Below are 18,306 nucleotides of genomic sequence, written 5' to 3'. Positions count from 1 at the left end.
GTGACCCGTCGTACCCTCCGCCTCGCCGCCGTCCTCGGGACGGCCGCCCTGTTGGGCGGCGCCACCCTGGCGCAGGCCTCGGCCGCGCCCACCGCCGCGGTCCGGGGCCATCACGCGCCCGCGGCCAAGCATGTGCTGCTGATCTCCGTCGACGGCCTGCACCAGAGCGACCTCGCCTGGTACGTCGCCCGCCACCCGCACTCCGCGCTCGCGCAGCTGGTCCACGGCGGCGTGTCCTACCAGCACGCGCAGACCACCAACCCCTCCGACAGCTTCCCCGGCATGGTGGCCCAGCTGACCGGCGGCGGCCCGGGCACCACCGGCGTCTACTACGACGACACCTGGAACGCGAAGCTGCTGCCGGCCGGGACGACCGACTGCAGGACCGCCAAGCCGGGCGTCGAGGTGGACCTCACCGAGGACCTCGACCGCGACCAGTCCCGCCTCGACGCCGGCCAGGGGCTGGCCGCGCTGCCCGGCAGCATCCTGCACATGACCGGGAACCCCACCTCGCTGATCAACCCCGCGAAGCTGCCGGTGGACCCGAAGACCTGCAAGCCGGTCTACCCGCACTCCTACCTCAAGGTGAACACGGTCTTCGAGGTGGTCCGGCAGGCCGGGCTGCGCACCGCGTGGTCGGACAAGCACGCGGCCTACGACATCCTCAACGGCCCCTCGGGCAAGGGCATCCAGGACCTGTTCACCCCCGAGATCAACTCCGACGCCATCGGCTACGCGGCCGGCGCCGACTGGACCAAGGACAACGCGGCCACCCAGCAGTACGACTCCTACAAGGTCGCCGCGGTCCGCAACGAGATCGACGGCTACGACCACGCCCGCTCCCGCAAGGTGGGCGTCCCGGCGGTCTTCGGCCTCAACTTCCAGACGGTGTCCACCGCCCAGAAGCTGCCCAAGAGCGACGGCCTCACCGGCGGCTACACCAGCAAGGGCGTCCCCGGCCCGCTGCTGCAGCGCGCCCTCGCGTACGTGGACGCGCAGGTGGGCTCGCTGGTGCGGGAGATCCGCAAGCAGCACCTGGAGCGGAACACGACCGTCATCCTCTCCGCCAAGCACGGCCAGTCCCCGATCGACCCCAAGGCGCTCACCCGCATCGACGACGGCGCCCTGATCGACGGCCTCAACGCCGCCTGGAAGGCCGCCCACCCGGGCGCGGGCGACCTCGTCGTGCACGCCGTGGACGACGACGCCATGCTGCTGTGGCTGAGCGACCGCTCCCAGGCCGCGGCCGACTTCGCGAAGAACTACCTGCTGGGCCAGTCGGGTTCGGGCACCGACATCGACAAGGCCGCCAAGCCCTTCGCCCACTCCGGCCTCTCCCGGGTCTACGCGGGCACGGCCGCGGCGAAGTTCTTCGGCGTCAAGCCCGGCGACGCGCGCGTCCCGGACGTCTACGGCGTGGCCCAGTACGGCGTCGTCTACACCGGCGGCACCGGCAAGATCGCCGAGCACGGCGGCGGCCACGCCGACGACCTCGACGTGCCGCTCGTCATCTCCGGCGCCGGCACCCCCGCCCACGTGACCGTCGGCGGCACGGTGCACACCACCCAGATCGCGCCGACGATCCTCGCGCTGCTGGGCCTGGACCCGCAGCGCCTGGAGGCGGTCCGCATCGAGCACACCCGCGTGCTGCCGGTGCGCTGAGCCCGCCGCCACCGCCCGTCGGCCCCCGTCCCGCCGCCATCGCGGGACGGGGGCCGGCCCCGTTCCGGTCCGGGCTCAGTCCAGGCAGAACTCGTTGCCCTCGACGTCCTGCATCACCAGGCAGGACTCGTTCTCCTCGTCGGCAGGGAGCAGCCGCACGCGTTGCCCGCCGAGCGCGACCAGCCTCGCGCACTCGGCCTCAAGGACGGCGAGGCGCTCGTCGCCGCGCAGGCCCGTGGCCACCCGGACGTCCAGGTGCACCCGGTTCTTGACGACCTTTCCCTCCGGCACGCGCTGGAAGTACAGCCGCGGTCCCGTCCCCGAGGGGTCCACGCACGCGGCCCACGAGCCGTCGTCCTCCGGGGTCACCTCCTCCGGACCCGGAGTCGCGGCGTAGCCGAGCACCTCGGCCCAGAAGCGGGCGACGCGCCGGGGTTCCGCGCAGTCGAACGTGACCTGGATCTGCCTCACCGATGACATCCGCCCAGCTTAGCGATCATCCGTACGGAGGCCCCCACCCCCTCCTGTGGCAGGCTTGGCCCCCATGACCCCCACCCCCGTTCGCTCCACCACGGCCGCGTCCCTCCGGCTCTGCTTCGTCGGCGACTCCTTCGTCCAGGGCGTCGGCGATCCCGGCTACCGGGGCTGGGTGGGCCGCGTGCTTGAGGCCTCGGGTCCGGACCTCACCGCCTTCAACCTCGGCATCCGCCGCGACACTTCGGACGACGTGCTGTCCCGCTGGCGGCAGGAGACGGCGGCGCGCTTCCTGCCGGGCGCGGACAACCGACTGGTCGTCTCCTTCGGCAGCAACGACATGGTCGAGCAGGGGGACGGCACGCTCCGTGTCGAGCCGGCCCGGAGCCTGGCCAACCTGGCCGCGCTGCTGGACAGTTGCGGTTCGCGAGGGATCTGCGTCCTGGTGGTGGGGCCGCCGCCCGTCGCCGACGCGGGCGAGTCCCACCTGCTCCGCACCGCGGAGCTGTCCGACCGGATGGCCGCCCTGTGCGACGACCGCTCCGTGGCGTTCGTCCCCACCACCCGCGCGCTGGCCGCCGACCCGGTCTGGACCTCGGAAGCCCTGTCGGGCGACGGCGCCCACCCCGCGGCGGGCGGCTACCGCCGCCTGGCCGAGCTGGTGCTGTCCGGGGGTTGGGCGGCCTGGCTCGCGCTGACCCCGGCGCGCGGTCAGGCGTCCAGCACGCCCCGGTAGCGGCCGGCCTTCGCCAGGGCGAGGACGGCCTCCGTGCGGCTGCGCGGGGCCGCGTAGGCGGGATGGGTGCGCAACAGGTCGCCCACGTCGTGGAGTTCGTGGACCTGGGCGGCGGCCTCGGTGACCGCGTGGGTGGCGAGGGCGGGACGCTCGGGGTCGATGCGGCCCTTGCCGACGGCGTGGTTGATGCGGCGGGCGCAGCGGCAGGGGGCGGTGGCGTCGAGCAGGCCGCAGCGCCCGCGGAGGGCGTCGCGTACCTGGCGGCGGGCGCGTTCCAGGCGCTTGCGGTAGGCGGCGGGCTGGAGCCCGAGCGCCCAGGCGGCCTCCTCGCCGGGCAGGCGGACGATGTCGCCGAGCACGTAGACCGCGCGCGCGTCCCGGTCCAGGCACTGCAGCAGGGCCTGCGTGCAGATCAACCGGACCTCCTCCGCGAGGAGTTCGGTGTCCGGGCCCTGGTACTCCGGCGCGGCCAGGCCGTCGAGGAGGTCCTGGCGGTAGGAGTCCACGGTGATCCCGTTCTCCTCGTGGGGCGTCCGCCGGGCCAGGTTGATCAGGTGGTTGGCCGCGACCCGGTACGCCCACGTGGTGAGCGCCGCCTCGCCGCGGTAGCTCGCGAGCCGGGTGAGGATCCTGATCAGGATCTCCTGCGTCGTGTCCTCCGCGTCCGCCGGGCGCGCGGTCATGCGCAGGGCGAGGCGGTAGACAGGGTCCTGGACCCGGCGCATCACGTCCTCGAGCGCGGTCTGCTCCCCCGCGACGGCGCGGGCGACGAGGTCCAGGTCCGGCTGATGGTCCGTCATGCCAGCCGCTCCAGCCATGTCCTGACGGCCTGCCCGATCTCCTCCGGCACGTCCTCGGGGGCGTGGTGGCCCGCCTCGCCGACGGGGACCACGTCCAGCGCGCTGATGTGCTCCTGGGCCCAGGCGATCGTCTGCTCGGAGCCGAGTCCCTGAGCGGGGGTGACGGTCATCAGCAGCTTCGGCACCTGGACAGCCTCCCCCATCCAACGGCCGTACGCCAGCACCCGGTCCACCACGTCGGCGGGTTCGCCGTCCAGCGGGAACTCGCGGGCCCACTGCAGCATCGGGCGCCGCGACGCCGGGGTCGGGTAGGGGGCGCGGTAGGCGTCCAGGTCGTGCGGGGCAAGGGACTTGGTGGCTGCGGGCAGGTTCGCCTCGACGAACAGGTTCTGCTCCAGGACCAGCCGCTCGCCCACCCCGGGGGTGCGGAAGGCCCGGAAACGCTCGGCGGCGGCCGGGACCATCTCCGACCATTCCACCGGCCGCAGGAAGGTCTCGATCAGCGCGATGCCGCGGACCCGGTCCCCGCCTTCCCGGGCCGCCCAGTCCTGGGCGAGCGCGCCACCCCAGTCATGGCCGACCAGGACCACGTCGCCCGCGGGCAGGACCGCCTCCATCCAGGCGGCGAGGTACCGGGCGTGGTCCGCGAAGCGGTAGGCGATCTCCGGCTTGCCGGAGCCGCCCATCCCGATGAGGTCGGGCGCGAGCCGCCGGTGGCCGTCGCCGACCACCGGCAGGACGTTGCGCCACAGGTAGGAGGAGGTCGGGTTCCCGTGCAGGAAGACGACGGCCGGGCCGTCGGCGGGGCCCTCCTCCCGGTGGGTTATGAAGCTGTCCAGGACGGCGGTGCGGTGCAGCGGCCCGAGGTGCTGGGTGGTCATGGTCTTCTCCTTCGTTCGCTCCGCTCTCGGCGGCTTTCGAAGGGTTGGACACCGCCTCCGCCCCCCTTGTGACAGCCGCGCGCCCATCAGCTCGTGAAGATTCCACCGGTGGCGTTGACGAAGCATCCGGTCAGGGCGCCGGCCTGGTCGGAGGCGAGGAAGACGGCAGTCGCGGCGATCTCGTCGAGGGACGGCGAGCGGCGCAGCATCCGCAGTCCGGCCAGGTGGGCGAGCACGCCCTGGAAGGCGGCGTCGTCCATCACCGGGCCGCCGGTGACCGCGGCGAGCCGAGGGCGCGCAGGTGGTCCAGGCAGGCGTTGGTCGCGATCCGGAACAGCCAGGTGCGGGCGGAGGCCCGGCCGGCGAAGCCGTCGCGGGCTCGCCAGGCGCGCAGGAAGGTCTCCTGGACCAGGTCCTCGGCCTCGTCGTAGGAGCCGAGCAGGCGGTAGCAGTGGGCACGCAGTTCCCGCCGGTGCCGTTCGGCCAGTTCGGCGCAGTCGAGTTCCGCGAGTCCGTCGGTTTCCGTAACGGCGGGCGGGGTGACGTTTTGCCGGGCGGCGTCGGCGGCGGTGCGGGCCATCCGGCGGAGCCTGGCGACGCGGCTGCCGAGTTCGTCCGCGCCGGCGGCGAGCGCCTCGACAGGGTCGGGGGCGAGCACCTGGGCACGCCGGGCGATGTCCGCGATGATCTCGTCGACCGTCTGCTCGGGGGGAGCGCCCCGCTCGCGGTAGGCCCGCTGACGGCAGGCGGCGGAGCAGTAGCGGGACGCCCGCCCCGGCCCCGGGGGACGGGGCGGCAGCGGGCGTCCGCAGACGCCGCAGACGCGCGGGGCGGCAGCCGGAGCAACAGACATGACAGGTATTCAGCCACATCCGGCTCCGGCGTGCCCCGGGCTTCAGCCCTGACGGGCCTTCATGCGCGGATCGCGCTTGTTGACGACGAACGTGCGCCCGCGGCGGCGGACGACCTGGGCGCCGGGCTTGGCCTTCAGCGCGCGGAGCGAGTTGCGGACCTTCATGCGGACCCCTGCCCTTCTTGGATGAGCTGTTGAGTGTGCTCACGTCAACATGGGCAGGGGTGCGTTTGTTCCGCGGTGGCCCTTCCGGGGTGTCAGCCCGCGTACTTCACGAGGATCTTGGTGAAGTCGTAGGGGTTCTGCGTCACGCTGCTGCACGCGCCGTCGGCCCAGTAGTGCACGGTGCTGGGGTCGCAGGCGCGGTCGCGGTTGACGTCCCAGTAGGAGAACTGGGCGGCGTGGTTGGCCTGCACGAAGCCGAGCAGGTCGGTGAAGGTGGACTGGGTGTACAGCTCGCTGGGCTGGTCGGTGTGGCCGTTCATCAGCTGCACGCCCAGGTGCGCCCACGCGGTCGCGGAGTCCCAGCCGTACAGGCTCTGCAGCTGGGCGGCGGTCTGCATGGCGACCGACTCGGCGGCGGCGGTCTGGGTGCCGCTGGTGAGGCCGAAGTCGAAGTCCATCAGGTTGACCCGGTCGATCCGCGCGCCGTTCGCGATGGCCTGGCGGATCTCGTCCTTGCCGGTGTCGGGCAGGCCGACGGTGGTGGCCGGGATGGTCAGGGTGACCTTGAGGCTCGGGTTGGCGGACTCCAGCTGCTTGATCGCCTGCCAGCGCACGGCCATGTTGGCGTCGAGGTCGTCGCCCTCCCAGTCCAGGTCGATCCGGGTCAGCCGGTACTTGTCGATGACCTTCTGGTAGGCCGCCGCCAGCGCCGAGCTGCCGCCGCAGGTGGCGCCCAGTTCGGTGCCGTTGTAGCCGCCGAAGGAGACGCTGACGTCGCCGCCCGCGGCGCGGATCGCGTTGACGTCGGAGAGGACCGCGGTGTCGCTGCTGACGGGGCTGCCGGTGCTGCCGCCCCAGGCCGGCGTGCAGTTCCCCGAGTCGAGCACGAAGGCCAGCAGGAACTCGTTCTCGCCGGAGCCGCTGACGATGTCGGAGACCGCCTGCGGGGAGTTCTCCAGGGGCATGAAGTAGACCGGGTGCCGGAACCCGGTGTCGGCGGGCGGCGGGGTGGCCGTGCCGCTCCCGCTGGGCGACGCGGAGGCGGAGGCGGATGCCGAGGCGGAGACGGACGTCGAGGCGGAGGCGGACGCGCTGGGGCTCGCGGAACTGCCGCCCGGGGCCGGGCCGGTGAGCGAGAGCGTGTCCGCGCCGAAGGCGGGCTGGCCGTACCATCCGTGCACCCACACCGTCACCGACGTCGTGCTCGCGCCCGTGGTGAAGCTGGTGCTGAGCGTCTGCCAACTGCTGCCCGGCGAGGCCCAGGTGCTGGTGTCCGAGGTCCCGGTGCCGGTGTCGCCCAGGTAGACGTAGTTGCCGTAGACCTTGCCCGACAGGGTGTAGCTGGAGTTCGGCAGCACCGCCACCGTCTGCGAGCACTGCGCGTAGTCCGTGCCCGCCGGGGTGCCGCTCAGCGCGTAACCGCCGTCCGCGACCGGGCTGGTGACCGCCTTGTCGGCGGTGGAGCAGGTCCAGCCGCTGAGGCTGCCGCTCTCGAAGCCGGGGTTGGCCAGCAGCTGCGCCGTCCCGGCGGAGGCCGGGCCGTCGAGGGCGACCAGGCCCCCGAGGCCGAGGGCCGCGACCGCGCAGGCCGCGGCGAGTGTCCGTGTGGGCTTCGTGCTCATGGGCGTACTGCCTCCGTCTGATCCGTCAGATTCCTTGCGCACACGCGGAACTGACGCGACTGCAGTTCCGAAGCCCCCACACGAACTCCGACTCGCACCGCGCAGCCCTAAATTGGCCTAGACCATGGCCGGGCGTCAAGAGCGCCCGGAACAGCGCCGGGAAATCCCCTCCGGCGGGTTGTCGAGAACCGGGGGTCCTTCTCGTATAGAGGGTAGGAGGCCGGCAGCGGCCGGCCGTCGCACCACCGAGGAGCACGCCGTGAAGCACTACCTGCTCAGCGTCTACCAGCCCGAGGGCCCGCGGCCCGAGCCCGAGGTGCTGGACGGGATCATGCGCGATGTCGCCGCCTTCAACGACGAGCTGAAGGCGGCCGGGGCCTGGGTCTTCTCCGACGGGCTGGCCGGTCAGGAGAGCGCGACCGTCGTCCGGCTCAAGGACCGCGAGAACCCCGACGGCAAGGACAGTGTCCTGGTCACCGACGGCCCCTTCGCCGAGGCCCGCGAGTACCTGGGCGGCCTGACCATCATCAAGGCCCCGGACCTCGACGCCGCCCTGGAGTGGGGCCGCAAGTGCGCCCAGGCGACGACCCTGCCCATCGAGGTGCGGCCGTTCATGACCGATGTCTGATGCGGCGGACGCCGCTGCCGTCGTCGAGCGGGTCTTCCGCGAGCAGTACGGCAAGGCGGTCGCGGTCCTGGTCCGCGCCCTCGGCGACATCGACCTCGCCGAGGAGGCGGTCCAGGACGCCTGCGCGACCGCCCTGGACCGCTGGCCCCGGACCGGCATCCCGCCCAGCCCGGCGGGCTGGATCGTCACCACCGCGCGCAACCGTGCGGTGGACCGGCTGCGCCGGGAGGCCGTGCGCGACCGCCGGCACGCCGAGGCCGCGGCGCGGCTGGAAGAGGAGGCGGCGACCGCCCCCGAGGAGGAGGGCCCGGTGACCGACGACCGGCTGCGGCTGATCTTCACCTGCTGCCACCCCGCACTGGCCCTCCCCGCCCGGGTCGCGCTCACCCTGCGCCTGCTGGGCGGCCTGACGACCGCCGAGATCGCCCGCGCGTTCCTGGTCCCCGAGGCCACCATGGCGCAGCGCCTGGTGCGCGCCAAGACGAAGATCCGCGACGCCGGCATCCCCTACCGCGTCCCGCGCGACGCCGACCTGCCGGACCGGCTCGGGGCCGTGCTGGCCGTGGTGTATCTCGTCTTCAACGAGGGCTACACCGCGAGCGCGGGGCCAGAGTTGACCCGCCCGGCGCTCAGCGCGGAGGCGCTGCGGCTCGGCCGGCAGCTGTGCGAGCTGATGCCGGACGAGCCGGAGGCGGCGGGCCTGCTGGCGCTGATGCTGCTCACCGACGCCCGGCGTGCGGCCCGCACCGCCCCGGACGGCTCTCTCGTGCTCCTCGCCGACCAGGACCGCTCCCGCTGGGACCGGGAGCAGATCGCGGAGGGCCACGCCCTCGTCCGCGCCTGCCTGCGCCGGGGACGTCCCGGCCCGTACCAGATCCAGGCCGCCATCGCCGCGGTGCACACGGACGCGGCCCGGGCGCAGGACACCGACTGGCGTCAGATCATGGCCCTGTACGACCAGTTGCTGGCTCTGGCGCCGACACCGGTGGCCGCGCTGAACCGGGCGGTGGCGCTGGCGGAGGTGGCCGGACCGGAGGCGGGGCTGGCGGCGGTGGAGGAGCTGCGGCTGACGCGCAGTCACCTCTACCACGCCGTGCGCGCGAACCTGCTGCGCCGTCTCGGCCGCGAGGAGGAGGCACGGCGCGTCTACGCACAGGCAGCGGAACTGGCGTCGAACGCGGTGGAGCGGGACTTCCTGCGCGGCACGGCACAGGGGACGCCGGCGAGGCCGGACCAGTGGCCATGACCCGGACGGGTTCACCTTTCCGCACCCTTGCGAGGTCACTCCCCGGCCTTCGGCCGGGAGGTGACCCGCCGTCGGAATCCGGAGAGCGCCTCCGGCCACGGCGCTGGGTACTCAGCGCAGGCGACCGGGCCACCGGGCGCGGGTGCGGCGGAGCAGGCGGGAGGCCCGCGTGCCGAGGGTCTCCGGCGGTGCGGGCGAGGTGCGGGCGCCCTGGCCGCGCAGCCAGTCGGCGAACACGGCCGCCGTCGTGTCGTGGCGCACGGTCAGCCGGGCCAGGCACATGGGGTCGTCGGTGGTGGAACTGAACGCCTGGGGCGCGGCGCAGGCGCAGTCCCAGCCGGCGGCGCGCAGCGCGCGCCGCACCGCGGCGTTGTGGTAGCCGTGCGGGTAGGAGTAGCTGGACACCGCGTGGCCCAGGACGTCCTCCAGGTCCCGCTTGCAGCCCTCGACCTCGCTGCGCAACTGCCGGCCCGGCAGGACGTCGAGCTCGGCGTGGGTCCGCGAATGGCCGCCGATCTCGATGCCGTAGGCGTCGAGTCCGGCGACCTGACGCCAGTTCAGCATCCGTGCCGCGGGCAGCCGGGAGCCCGAGGAGCGGCCGCCCGGCGGGTAGGCGGCCCCGGTGGCGACGAAGAGCGTGGCCGGGAGTTCGCGGGCGGCGAGCAGCGGGGTGACGGTCCAGTAGAAGTCGGAGAAGCCGTCGTCGAAGGTGAGCACGAGCGACCGCGGCGGCAGCGGTGGGCCGCCGCGGATGGCGGAGACCAGGCGCCGCAGCGGTATCACCGACATCTGGGCGTCCCGCAACAGGTCGAGCTGCTCCTGGAAGTGACGTGGCGTCACGGTGAGCGGCTCCGCCCACTCGGGGGGATCGTCCGAGACCGAGTGGTACTGGAGAATCGGCACCACACTCACGGGGTTCGGTTTCCTTGCACGGGCCCCGGGCGCGGCGTCCCGTGCTCCGGCTCCGGCTGATCGGCGCGGTCGGCGGGCAGGGCCAGTCCGTGCGGGTGCCCCGGCGGCCGCACCAACGCCGGCACGGCTGCGGTGTCGTGCGTTTCGCGGGCGGCGGGACGGAGGCAGGCCGCGGCGGAACGCCGGCCGCGCCAGCTCATCGGTTCGACGGGCAGCTCGGCGGCTGCCCGGACGAGCAGGGCGGTGGCAGCGACGGTCAGGTAGCTGCCGAGGACGTCGGTGGGGTAGTGGTCGCCCAGGTAGATCCGGCCGAAGCCGACGGCCAGGGCGAAGACGACCGCGCACGCCGTCGCGATCCGGCGGGCGCGGCCCGTGCCCGCCAGGGTGAGCAGGACCACCACGACGAGCACCGTCGCCGTGGTGTCGTGGCCGCTGGGAAAGGACCCGGTGGCGTCCGGCGGCCGCACCCACAGCACGGACGGAGGACGCGGCCGGTCGAGGGCCGTCTTCAGGACGAGGGCGAGGCCCCACGCACCGCCCGCCGTCAGCAGCAGCCGGACGGCGTCGCGGGGCCGGCGCCGGGCGAGGAGCACGAGGAGCCCGGCGGCGAGCGCGGCCAGGCCGACGACCTCGGCGGAGGCGTCGGTCAGCCACAGGAAGGCGGTGGTCGCGGCGTGCGAGCGCAGCGGCTGCACGGCGCGGTCGGCCCGCAGGTCCGCGTGGGTCAGCGCCGCCGTCCGGGTCAGGGCGGCGAGCGCGAGGAGCACCGCCAGCAGCAGCGCGCCGAGCAGTGCGGGGCGCCGCCAGGACAGGTCGGGGGCGGTGCGGGTGGCGGGTGCGGAAGTCATCGCGGGCCCTCCGGGTCCGGGCCCAGCTCGCGCAGGGCCCTGCAGACGGCGTCGACCTGACGTCCGGTCAGGCCGGGATGCATCGGCAGCGACAGCAGGCCGGGGTAGAGCGCGTCCGCTCCCGGGAAGCCGCCGGTGGGACAGAGCGCGGTGCGGCGGAAGTAGGGCATCCGGTGCAGCGGCAGGAAGTGCACCGAGGTGCCGATGCCGCGCGCGGCCAGCTGACGTATCAGCAGATCCCGTTCGCGGCCGTACTCCTGCTCCGCGACCCGGACCGGGTAGAGGTGCCAGGCGTGCCGGCCCCCGGCCGGTTCGCGGGGCAGCCTCAGCCCGGGCACGTCACGCAGGCCGGCGGTGTACCGGGCGGCCAGCGCTTCGCGGGTGCGCTGCCATTCGGGCAGGTGGAGCAGTTGCCGGCGCCCGATCGCCGCCTGAAGGTCCGTCATGTTGGCCTTCAGACCGGGCTCTTCGACGGTGTACTGCCAAGTGGCGCCCGGCTGGTAGCGGCGCCAGGCGTCGGCCGACATGCCGTGCAGCCGCCCGCGGTGGACCTGAGCGGCCAGCTCGGCGTCGTCGGTGGTGACCATGCCGCCCTCGCCGATCGGCAGGTTCTTGGTGGCGTAGAAGCTGAAGCAGGCGGCCCGGGACAGGGCACCGACCGGGCGGCTGCCGACGTAGGTCCCGAGCGCATGCGCCGCGTCCTCCAGGACCAGGTCGAGCGGCAGGTCCGCGGCCTGCGCGAGCTCGTCCAAGGGGGCGGGTGCGCCCGCGAGATGGACCACGACCATGGCGGCCGGACGGCCGGTGGCGGCGACCGCCGCGGTGACCTGCGGTGCGGCCGGCATGCCGGTGTCCGGGTCGACGTCGACCAGGACGGGCCGCAGGCCCGCGTGCAGCACCGCGTGGGCGGTGCCGCAGAAGGTCAGCGTCGGCACCAGCACCCGGCTGCCGGGCGGCAACCGTAGAGCCCGGAGCGCGAGTTCGAGCGCGGCGGTGCACGAGCTGACCGCCACCGCGTGCGCGGCCCCCACGTAAGCGGCGAACTCGCGCTCGAACAGCAGGGTTTCCGGGCCCGTGGTCACCCAGCCGGAGGCCAGCACCCGCTGGGCCGCCTGCCGCGCCTCGGCGCAGATCTCCGTCCGCGCGAACGGGACGGCCTCGCGGTCCGGTCCGGCGTCGTCGGCCTCGGCCGTTGCTGGGGAGATCCGGCGGACGTCCATGGCTCGCTCCTCGGCCGGCGGCGGGCCCGCCGGCAGTACGACCGTAGGCGGGGCCGCGAACTTGTGGATCACGCAAATGAACGAGCCGGATCTCGCCCCGCCGCATGAGCCCGTCGCGTCGGCCCGCTGCAACGATGTCAGGCACCTTCCTCGCCTGCCCGAGCAGGCGGACGCGCACGGGCGCGCCGCGGAATGCGAGGTCATCGGATGGAACTCAACGAAGCCCTGCACCGGGTGGTGGTCGGCCACTGGCGGCTGCTGCTGGTCCTCACGCTGCTGCCGGTGCTCGTGGTCGTCGGTCTGCAGCTGCGGTCCCACCCCGGCTACGCCGCGACCTCACGGGTGCAGGTGTCCGACCAGACGCCGACCACCACGACGGAGGCTGACGCGGTGCTCAGCCGGGCGCAGGCGATCGCGACCAGTACCAGCATCGTGCAGCGGGCCATCTGGGACGCGCACCTCACCGGCCACGTCCCGGCCGATTTCGCGCACGAGATCAAGTTGAGCCGGATCGGCACCTCCGCCGTGGTCAACCTGACCGTCACCGACCGCAGCCCGGCCGTGGCGACCGGTCTGGACAGCGGACTGGCCAAGGAGCTGGCGAACTACCTCAACGGCGGTCCGAAGACCACCGCGGACACCGCCCTGATCAACCAGCTCACCGCGCAGGAGCACTCATTGCTGGCGCAACGCTCGCAGCTGGCCGCCCAGTTGGCGCTGGCGCAGAGTCCGGCCGACCACGCCCGGCTCTCCGCGCAGCTGGGCTCCGTGGACCAGCAGCTCGGCGGCGTGCAGTCGCTGCTGAGCGGCCTGAACCCGACCACCGCGGCCGTCATCGCCGCTCCGACGGGCGCGGGCCGCGCGCATTCCGCGCTGGTCACCGACGCGGTCCTGGCCGGCCTGCTGGGCCTGGTCACCGGGCTGCTGGCGGCGACCGTGCTGGAGACGCTGCGCCCGCGGGTCGCCGACGCCGAGGCGTTCAGCCGCGAGATCGGCGCGCCGCTGCTCGGCGCGGTCCGGCTCCGCGGCGGCCGCCGCCACCCGCAGCAGCTGGTTGTCCCCGCCGACACCCTGATCAGCGCCCGGCGCGCGGTCGCCCGCAGCAGGGTCGAGTCCCTGCTGCTGACCGGGCCCGACCCGGACGGCCGACTCGCGCTGGTGGCCCGGGAGTTCGAGGCTCTGCTGACCCCGGCCCAGCAGCCGGGGCACGGCGGCGAGCACTCGACCCTCAACGGCGCGGGCACCGGCCACCGGACGAACCTGAGGGCAGCCGACGAGTGGGGCGTGTCCGTCGACGGCGTGGGGCAGCCGGGCACGCAGCGGCTGATGGAGGCCGCGGAGCCCGCCGGGGCGACCGCCCTGCTCCGGGTCCGCGCGCTGGCGGACCTGCCCGGCGCGGACCGACGCGGCGACGACCGCCGCGAGGGCCTGCTGGTCGTCGTTCCCGACCTCGCCCCGCACCGGGAGGTGCGGCGGATCCGGCAGTTGGCCGACTCCACCGGCTGGCCGGTGGTCGGCGTGCTCGGCCTGGCCGCCAAGGACCGTGAGCACAAGGGGAGTTGAGTCGGGTGACGACGATCGCCGGGACCAGTCCCCGGATCAGGGTCGAATGGGGAAGCACCGCCGAGAGCCTGGGCACGGTCCTGCGCGCCGCGCTCGACCTGCTCGACACGGGCGGCCGGATCCGCCTGGTCGGACCTGACGAGCCGGCCGACGTCGTGCACAGCGTCGGCAAGGGCCCGGCCGACGATGCCGAGGGCAGCGCCGTCCGCCGCGTGCACACGGTGCCGCTGGTGCCGCTGCGGCGTGGACGCACGGCCCCGGCGCGGTGGTGGGCCCGGCACGAACGCCGCCGGGCCGGCGCGCGGACGACCTGGCTGGCGCACGGCCGGGTCGCGGCCGGGCTGCTCGTGGCGTCCGGTGCCGCCCGGGGTGACCTGGTGCACTGGCTGCCGATCGTCGCGCCCGTGGAGTGCTGGCCGACCAACCGGGTCGACCGCGCGGCGGTCCGGGCCAGGCTGGGCGTCGCGCCGGGCGTGGCGCTGGTCCTGGAGTGCCTGAGCCCGGACGCCCCCCAGTCCGTCGGGGACTGGGCGACCCGGGTCGGCCCGCGGCGCACGGACGTGCTGGCACTGACCTGCACCACCCGGGCCCCGGCCGAGGACGACCTCTCCTTCACCGAACTGCTCGCCGCGGCAGACCTGTTCGTCGCCGGCCGCCGTGGCCTGACCGCGGAGAACCCCGGGGTCGCCGCGGTCGCGGCCGGGGTGCCCGTCGTCGCGGTGACCACCGACAGCACGGCCGAACTGGTCCGCTCCGGCCGCAACGGCTTCGTGGTGCCACCCGATCCGGCGGCTGTCGCCGACGCGGTGCGCGCCTACCTGGACGGCCAACTGCCGTACGGCTGCGCCCGGGTGCCCTCGGCGGGCACCGAGCCGGTACTCGAGGAGCTGGCCCGGGGCCTGCTGCGCGCCTACCACTGCGCCCTCATCCACGGCGGCCGGCGCGGACCGGACCGCTGACCCCGGGGACCATCCGCGCCCAGGAGGAGAAGCGACGTCATGCAACTCGTGCATCTGGACCACCGCAACCGCCGTTCCCGCGCCGGGCGTTCGGCCGGCTGCCGGACGCTGATCGTCGGCGCCGGGGACGCGGGACGGACCCTGGCCCACGACCTCCAGGAGACCCCCTCCTACGGCCTGGCCCCCTTCGCCTTCCTGGACGACGACCCCGGCAAGCACCGCGTGGACCGGCTGCCGGTCCTGGGCCCCCTGTCCGCCCTGGCGGAGGTGGTGCGGACGGAGGCCGTGGACGTGGTGATCGTGGCGATCCCCTCACTGCCGCCACTGGAACTCGCCGCGCTGCTGCGCCAGGCCGCCGACTCCGGCGCGGCCGTGCGCTATCTGCCCGCCTTCCACGCCGCCGTCCAGCGCGGCAGCCGCGGCGGCGACCTGTGGGAAGTCTCGCCGACGACGCTGCTCGGCCGCGACGAGATCCATGTCGTGCGGGCCGCGACCCGTGCCGTCGTCGCCGGCCGCCGGGTGCTGGTCACCGGGGCGGGCGGGTCGATCGGCAGCGAGCTGTGCCGCCAGGTGCGCTCCTACCACCCGGCCGCGCTCTACATGCTCGACCACGACGAGTCCAACCTGCACCGGCTCCAGTTGGAGATCACCGGCGAAGCGCTGCTGGACACCGACGAGTTGATCGTCGCCGACATCCGCGACCGGGCCCGGGTGGACCAGGTCTTCGCCACCCTCCGTCCGGAGGTGGTCTTCCACGCGGCCGCGCACAAGCACCTCCCGCTGCTGGAACTGCACCCCTGCGAGGGCGTCAAGTCCAACGTGCTCGGCACCCAGCAACTCGTGGACGCCGCAGTCGCCCACGGCACCCGCCGGTTCGTGCTGATCTCCACGGACAAGGCCGCCGCGCCGACCTCGGTGCTGGGCGCGACCAAGCAGCTGGCCGAGCTGATCGTGCGCAGCCGGGCCGGCTCAGGGACCAGCGTCGGGTCGGTGCGCTTCGGCAACGTGCTGGGCAGCCGGGGCTCCTTCCTGCACGTGCTGGCCCACCAGATCGCCACCGGGCAGCCGGTGACCATCACCGATCCGGAGGTGGACCGATTCTTCATGACCGTGGAGGAGGCCGTCGGCCTGGTCCTGGAGGCCGCCGCGATGGCGGAGGCCGGGGAGACCTTCGTGCTCGACATGGGCGAGCCGGTCCGCATGGTCTCCCTCGTCGAGGCCTACGCGGCGCTGGTCGGCAAGCCCGGCGTGGAGATCCGGTTCACCGGGCTGCGGCCCGGCGAGAAACTCAACGAGTCGCTGTTCGCCCGTTCCGAGGAGAACGTCCCCACCGGGCATCCGCGCATCTCCGCCACCCGCGGCGCGGTGCTGCCGGACGACCTGGACGCGGGGCTGGCCGAACTCTACGCCGCCGCGGCGGAGAACGACGCCGAGGCGGTCCGCAAGCGGCTCGCGGCGCTGGTGCCCGAGTACCAGCCGCCGGTGATGACCGCGCCCGCCGCCCGGGACCTGCTCGACTCGCTCTGGCTGGACGACTTCTGATGCGCGCGGCACTGGTCCAGGCCGGGGAACGGCTCGTGGTGTCCTGCTCCGAACGCTGGACGGCCCGCCTGCTCGCCGAAGCCTGCCCCGACGCCTGGCAGCCGGTCGACGCCGAACCGCCGGACACCGCCCCGGACATCGCCGTGGACGTCTCCGCCGACCGCGGCCCGCTGGACCTGGCCGGCGCCGAGCCGCTGACCCGGGGCGCCTGGCGCCGCCCGGGCGAGGTGCTGCTCGTCAACGCCGCCGGCAGCGGCTTCGACCTGCGGCTGCGGACCGGCGGGGAACACCTGCGGGTGGAGGCCCGCTGGCGGCCGCCCGGCCGCGAGCGCCTGGCCGCGCACGCGCTGCGTTCGCGGTTCCACCTGCTGGCCAGGGCCGTCCTGGTGCAGTACCCGGCGCTGTGGTGGGCCGGTCGGCGCGGCCGGGCGCCGCTGCACGCCGCCGCCGTCACGGTCGGCCGGGAGACCTGCCTGCTGGCCGGACCGGGCGGCATCGGCCGGTCCACGCTGCTGCTCCAGGCGGTCGCCCAGGGCGAGCGCGCCTGCTCCGACAACCTCTGTGTCAGTGACGGGACATGGGCCCACGGACTGGTCGAACCGGTGCGCGTCGAGGGCGGTGGCGGCCGGCGGATGCCCTACGGCCGCAGCGAGCGACCGCTGCCCGGCCGGGTGGACGTGCTGCGTCCGGACCGGCTGGTGGTGCTGCGCCGGACCGGCCGCGCCCGGCCGTCGATCACACCGCTGGACCCCGACGCGGCCGCCCGCGCGCTGACCGCCGGCACCTACATGGCCGGGGAGTTGCGGCGCTACTGGGCCTTCGCGGCCACGCTCGCCCTCGGCACGGGCATCGGCCCGAGCCACCCCCCGGTGGCCGCGACCGCCGCGGAACTGGCGGCCCGGCTGCCCGCCTACGAGATCGTCCTCGGCGCGGCTCCGGGCGCCGGTCTCGCCGAACTGCTCGCCCGGACCCCGGTGGTGACGCCATGACAGCCGGAACCGCCCCGCGTTCCGCCGACCGGCTGCGGGTGGCCGTCGTGATCACCCGGATGCAGGCCGGCGCCGGTGTCGTCGCCCTGCGCGGGGCACGGGCGCTCGACCCGGACCGGTACCGGGTGACCCTCGTCGCCGGCAGCGGCGACCGGCTGCTCGACGAGGCGGTGGGCGCGGGCCTCGAGGTGGTCCTCGAACCGTCGCTGCGCTCGCCCATCGCCCCCTTGGACGACCTGCGCGCGCTGTTCCGGCTCGCCACCCTGTTCCGGCAGCGGAGCTTCGACGTCGTGCACACCCACAGCGCGAAGGCGGGCGCGATCGGCCGCGAGGCCGCCCGCCGGGCGGGCGTGCCGCGCCTGGTGCACACCTACCACGGGCTCCCCTTCCACGAGTTCCAGTCGCCGCCGCGCCGCGGGGCCTACGCGCGCATCGAGCGCCGCCTCGGGCGGTTCACGGACGTCGGACTGTGCGTGGGCACGGCCGTGTCGGTGGAGGTCGTCCGCCGCGGCCTGCTCAGTCCGGAACGGATCCGCACCATCGCCGTGCCCGTGGACCGGGACGCGACGATCCGCTCGCCGCAGACCCGCGCCCGCGCCCGCCGCCTGCTCGGTCTGCCGGAGTCCGGCGCCGTCGTCGGGTCGGTCGGCCGGCTCTGCTACCAGAAGGCGCCCGAGCACTTCGTCGCCGCGATGGCGGCGCTGGGCCGCCCCGAGGTGACCGGCGTCTGGGTCGGCGGCGGCGAACTCGCCCAGCAGGCGGCCGAATCGGCCCGCCGCGCGCTGCCGGCCGCCCGCGTGGTCCTGGTCGGTGAACGCGAGGACGTGCCCGAACTGCTGCCCGCCTTCGACGTGTTCGCGTTGCCGAGCCGCTACGAGGGGCTGCCGGTGGCCATCTGCGAGGCGATGGTCTGCGGCGTCCCCGTCGTCGCGAGCGCGGTCAACTCCGTTCCCGACGTGGTGCGTCCGGGCGAGACCGGGCTGCTCGCGCCGCCGCAGCGGCCCGAACTCCTCGCCGCGGCGATCGGCCACCTGCTCGACCGCCCGGACGAAGCATCCCGGATGGCCGCCGCCGCCCGCGCCCGGATCGACGAGCGCTACACCGAGCGCGCCCTGGCCGACACCCTGACCGCCGCCTACGGGCCGCCGCCCGCCCGGGCCGCGACCGCCACGACGACCGAAGCCCCGCTGCACACGAGGATCTGAG

The 18,306-nt window shown here is 74.5% G+C and carries 19 protein-coding genes; 9 read left to right on the top strand and 10 right to left on the bottom strand.

Annotated elements, in window-relative coordinates; all coding sequences use genetic code 11:
* Positions 1-1,662 carry an alkaline phosphatase family protein gene (locus ACFP3V_RS28770; RefSeq protein WP_380589693.1) on the top strand — a complete coding sequence of 554 codons (1,662 nt, stop codon included), beginning with the start codon at positions 1-3 and terminating at the stop codon, positions 1,660-1,662.
* A gap of 75 nt (positions 1,663-1,737) precedes the next feature.
* Here the strand turns inward: ACFP3V_RS28770 and ACFP3V_RS28765 are convergent, their stop codons facing one another.
* A complete protein-coding gene (locus ACFP3V_RS28765; protein ID WP_380589690.1) occupies positions 1,738-2,142 on the bottom strand; it encodes a VOC family protein in 405 nt (134 codons plus the stop codon).
* 64 nt (positions 2,143-2,206) lie between these two features.
* Here ACFP3V_RS28765 and ACFP3V_RS28760 point away from each other — a divergent pair, with 64 nt between their 5' ends.
* Positions 2,207-2,872, top strand: a complete 666-nt coding sequence (locus ACFP3V_RS28760) for a GDSL-type esterase/lipase family protein (RefSeq protein ID WP_380589687.1) — start codon at positions 2,207-2,209, stop codon at positions 2,870-2,872.
* On the opposite strand, the gene ACFP3V_RS28755 is transcribed toward ACFP3V_RS28760, so the two are convergent.
* The 6 genes from ACFP3V_RS28755 to ACFP3V_RS28730 form a co-directional block, all read right to left on the bottom strand.
* Positions 2,848-3,672, bottom strand: coding sequence for an RNA polymerase sigma factor (locus ACFP3V_RS28755; protein ID WP_380589684.1), 825 nt, complete (start codon positions 3,670-3,672; stop codon positions 2,848-2,850). The genes ACFP3V_RS28760 and ACFP3V_RS28755 overlap by 25 nt on opposite strands.
* Complete coding sequence (locus ACFP3V_RS28750; protein ID WP_380589682.1) at positions 3,669-4,553, bottom strand: haloalkane dehalogenase; 885 nt, start codon at positions 4,551-4,553, stop codon at positions 3,669-3,671. Before ACFP3V_RS28750 ends, ACFP3V_RS28755 begins: the two co-directional genes overlap by 4 nt.
* Before the next feature lie 86 nt (positions 4,554-4,639).
* Positions 4,640-4,816 carry a hypothetical protein gene (locus ACFP3V_RS28745; RefSeq protein WP_380589679.1) on the bottom strand — a complete coding sequence of 59 codons (177 nt, stop codon included), beginning with the start codon at positions 4,814-4,816 and terminating at the stop codon, positions 4,640-4,642.
* A complete protein-coding gene (locus ACFP3V_RS28740) occupies positions 4,813-5,406 on the bottom strand; it encodes a sigma-70 family RNA polymerase sigma factor (RefSeq protein ID WP_465270115.1) in 594 nt (197 codons plus the stop codon). Before ACFP3V_RS28740 ends, ACFP3V_RS28745 begins: the two co-directional genes overlap by 4 nt.
* Positions 5,407-5,448: 42 nt before the next feature.
* Positions 5,449-5,571, bottom strand: a complete 123-nt coding sequence (gene ykgO, locus ACFP3V_RS28735; protein WP_358807815.1) for a type B 50S ribosomal protein L36 — start codon at positions 5,569-5,571, stop codon at positions 5,449-5,451.
* Between the two features lie 92 nt (positions 5,572-5,663).
* Positions 5,664-7,193 carry a carbohydrate binding domain-containing protein gene (locus tag ACFP3V_RS28730; protein ID WP_380589676.1) on the bottom strand — a complete coding sequence of 510 codons (1,530 nt, stop codon included), beginning with the start codon at positions 7,191-7,193 and terminating at the stop codon, positions 5,664-5,666.
* Positions 7,194-7,452: 259 nt separating this feature from the next.
* Between ACFP3V_RS28730 and ACFP3V_RS28725 the strand changes: the two genes are divergently transcribed.
* Positions 7,453-7,821 carry a YciI family protein gene (locus ACFP3V_RS28725; protein WP_380589673.1) on the top strand — a complete coding sequence of 123 codons (369 nt, stop codon included), beginning with the start codon at positions 7,453-7,455 and terminating at the stop codon, positions 7,819-7,821.
* Positions 7,814-9,067, top strand: a complete 1,254-nt coding sequence (locus ACFP3V_RS28720; protein WP_380589671.1) for an RNA polymerase sigma factor — start codon at positions 7,814-7,816, stop codon at positions 9,065-9,067. The genes ACFP3V_RS28725 and ACFP3V_RS28720 overlap by 8 nt, the downstream gene beginning before the upstream one ends.
* A 111-nt stretch (positions 9,068-9,178) precedes the next feature.
* On the opposite strand, the gene ACFP3V_RS28715 is transcribed toward ACFP3V_RS28720, so the two are convergent.
* Genes ACFP3V_RS28715 through ACFP3V_RS28705 form a run of 3 tightly spaced genes read right to left on the bottom strand, consistent with a single transcriptional unit; the run spans position 9,179 to position 12,047 of the window.
* Positions 9,179-9,979: a polysaccharide deacetylase family protein gene (locus ACFP3V_RS28715; protein ID WP_380589669.1), complete on the bottom strand. Its 801-nt coding sequence runs from the start codon at positions 9,977-9,979 to the stop codon at positions 9,179-9,181.
* Positions 9,976-10,827, bottom strand: coding sequence for a phosphatase PAP2 family protein (locus tag ACFP3V_RS28710; RefSeq protein WP_380589667.1), 852 nt, complete (start codon positions 10,825-10,827; stop codon positions 9,976-9,978). The genes ACFP3V_RS28715 and ACFP3V_RS28710 overlap by 4 nt, the downstream gene beginning before the upstream one ends.
* Positions 10,824-12,047: a DegT/DnrJ/EryC1/StrS family aminotransferase gene (locus ACFP3V_RS28705; RefSeq protein WP_380589665.1), complete on the bottom strand. Its 1,224-nt coding sequence runs from the start codon at positions 12,045-12,047 to the stop codon at positions 10,824-10,826. The genes ACFP3V_RS28710 and ACFP3V_RS28705 overlap by 4 nt, the downstream gene beginning before the upstream one ends.
* A 207-nt stretch (positions 12,048-12,254) precedes the next feature.
* Here ACFP3V_RS28705 and ACFP3V_RS28700 point away from each other — a divergent pair, with 207 nt between their 5' ends.
* The 5 genes from ACFP3V_RS28700 to ACFP3V_RS28680 are packed head-to-tail and all read left to right on the top strand — an operon-like array spanning position 12,255 to position 18,305.
* Complete coding sequence (locus tag ACFP3V_RS28700; protein WP_380589663.1) at positions 12,255-13,610, top strand: hypothetical protein; 1,356 nt, start codon at positions 12,255-12,257, stop codon at positions 13,608-13,610.
* A 5-nt stretch (positions 13,611-13,615) separates the two neighbouring features.
* Entirely contained in the window at positions 13,616-14,569 is a 954-nt protein-coding gene (locus ACFP3V_RS28695; RefSeq protein ID WP_380589660.1) for a glycosyltransferase, read from the top strand.
* Between the two features lie 39 nt (positions 14,570-14,608).
* Positions 14,609-16,111, top strand: a complete 1,503-nt coding sequence (locus tag ACFP3V_RS28690) for a polysaccharide biosynthesis protein (RefSeq protein WP_380589657.1) — start codon at positions 14,609-14,611, stop codon at positions 16,109-16,111.
* Complete coding sequence (locus ACFP3V_RS28685) at positions 16,111-17,100, top strand: hypothetical protein (RefSeq protein ID WP_380589654.1); 990 nt, start codon at positions 16,111-16,113, stop codon at positions 17,098-17,100. The genes ACFP3V_RS28690 and ACFP3V_RS28685 overlap by 1 nt, the downstream gene beginning before the upstream one ends.
* Complete coding sequence (locus ACFP3V_RS28680; protein WP_380589651.1) at positions 17,097-18,305, top strand: glycosyltransferase family 4 protein; 1,209 nt, start codon at positions 17,097-17,099, stop codon at positions 18,303-18,305. The genes ACFP3V_RS28685 and ACFP3V_RS28680 overlap by 4 nt, the downstream gene beginning before the upstream one ends.
* Position 18,306 lies beyond the last annotated feature (1 nt).

The sequence above is a fragment of the Streptacidiphilus monticola genome, assembly GCF_042658505.1.
GTDB classification, from domain to species: Bacteria; Actinomycetota; Actinomycetes; order Streptomycetales; family Streptomycetaceae; genus Streptacidiphilus; species Streptacidiphilus monticola.
This window is presented reverse-complemented; position numbering and strand designations above follow the sequence as displayed.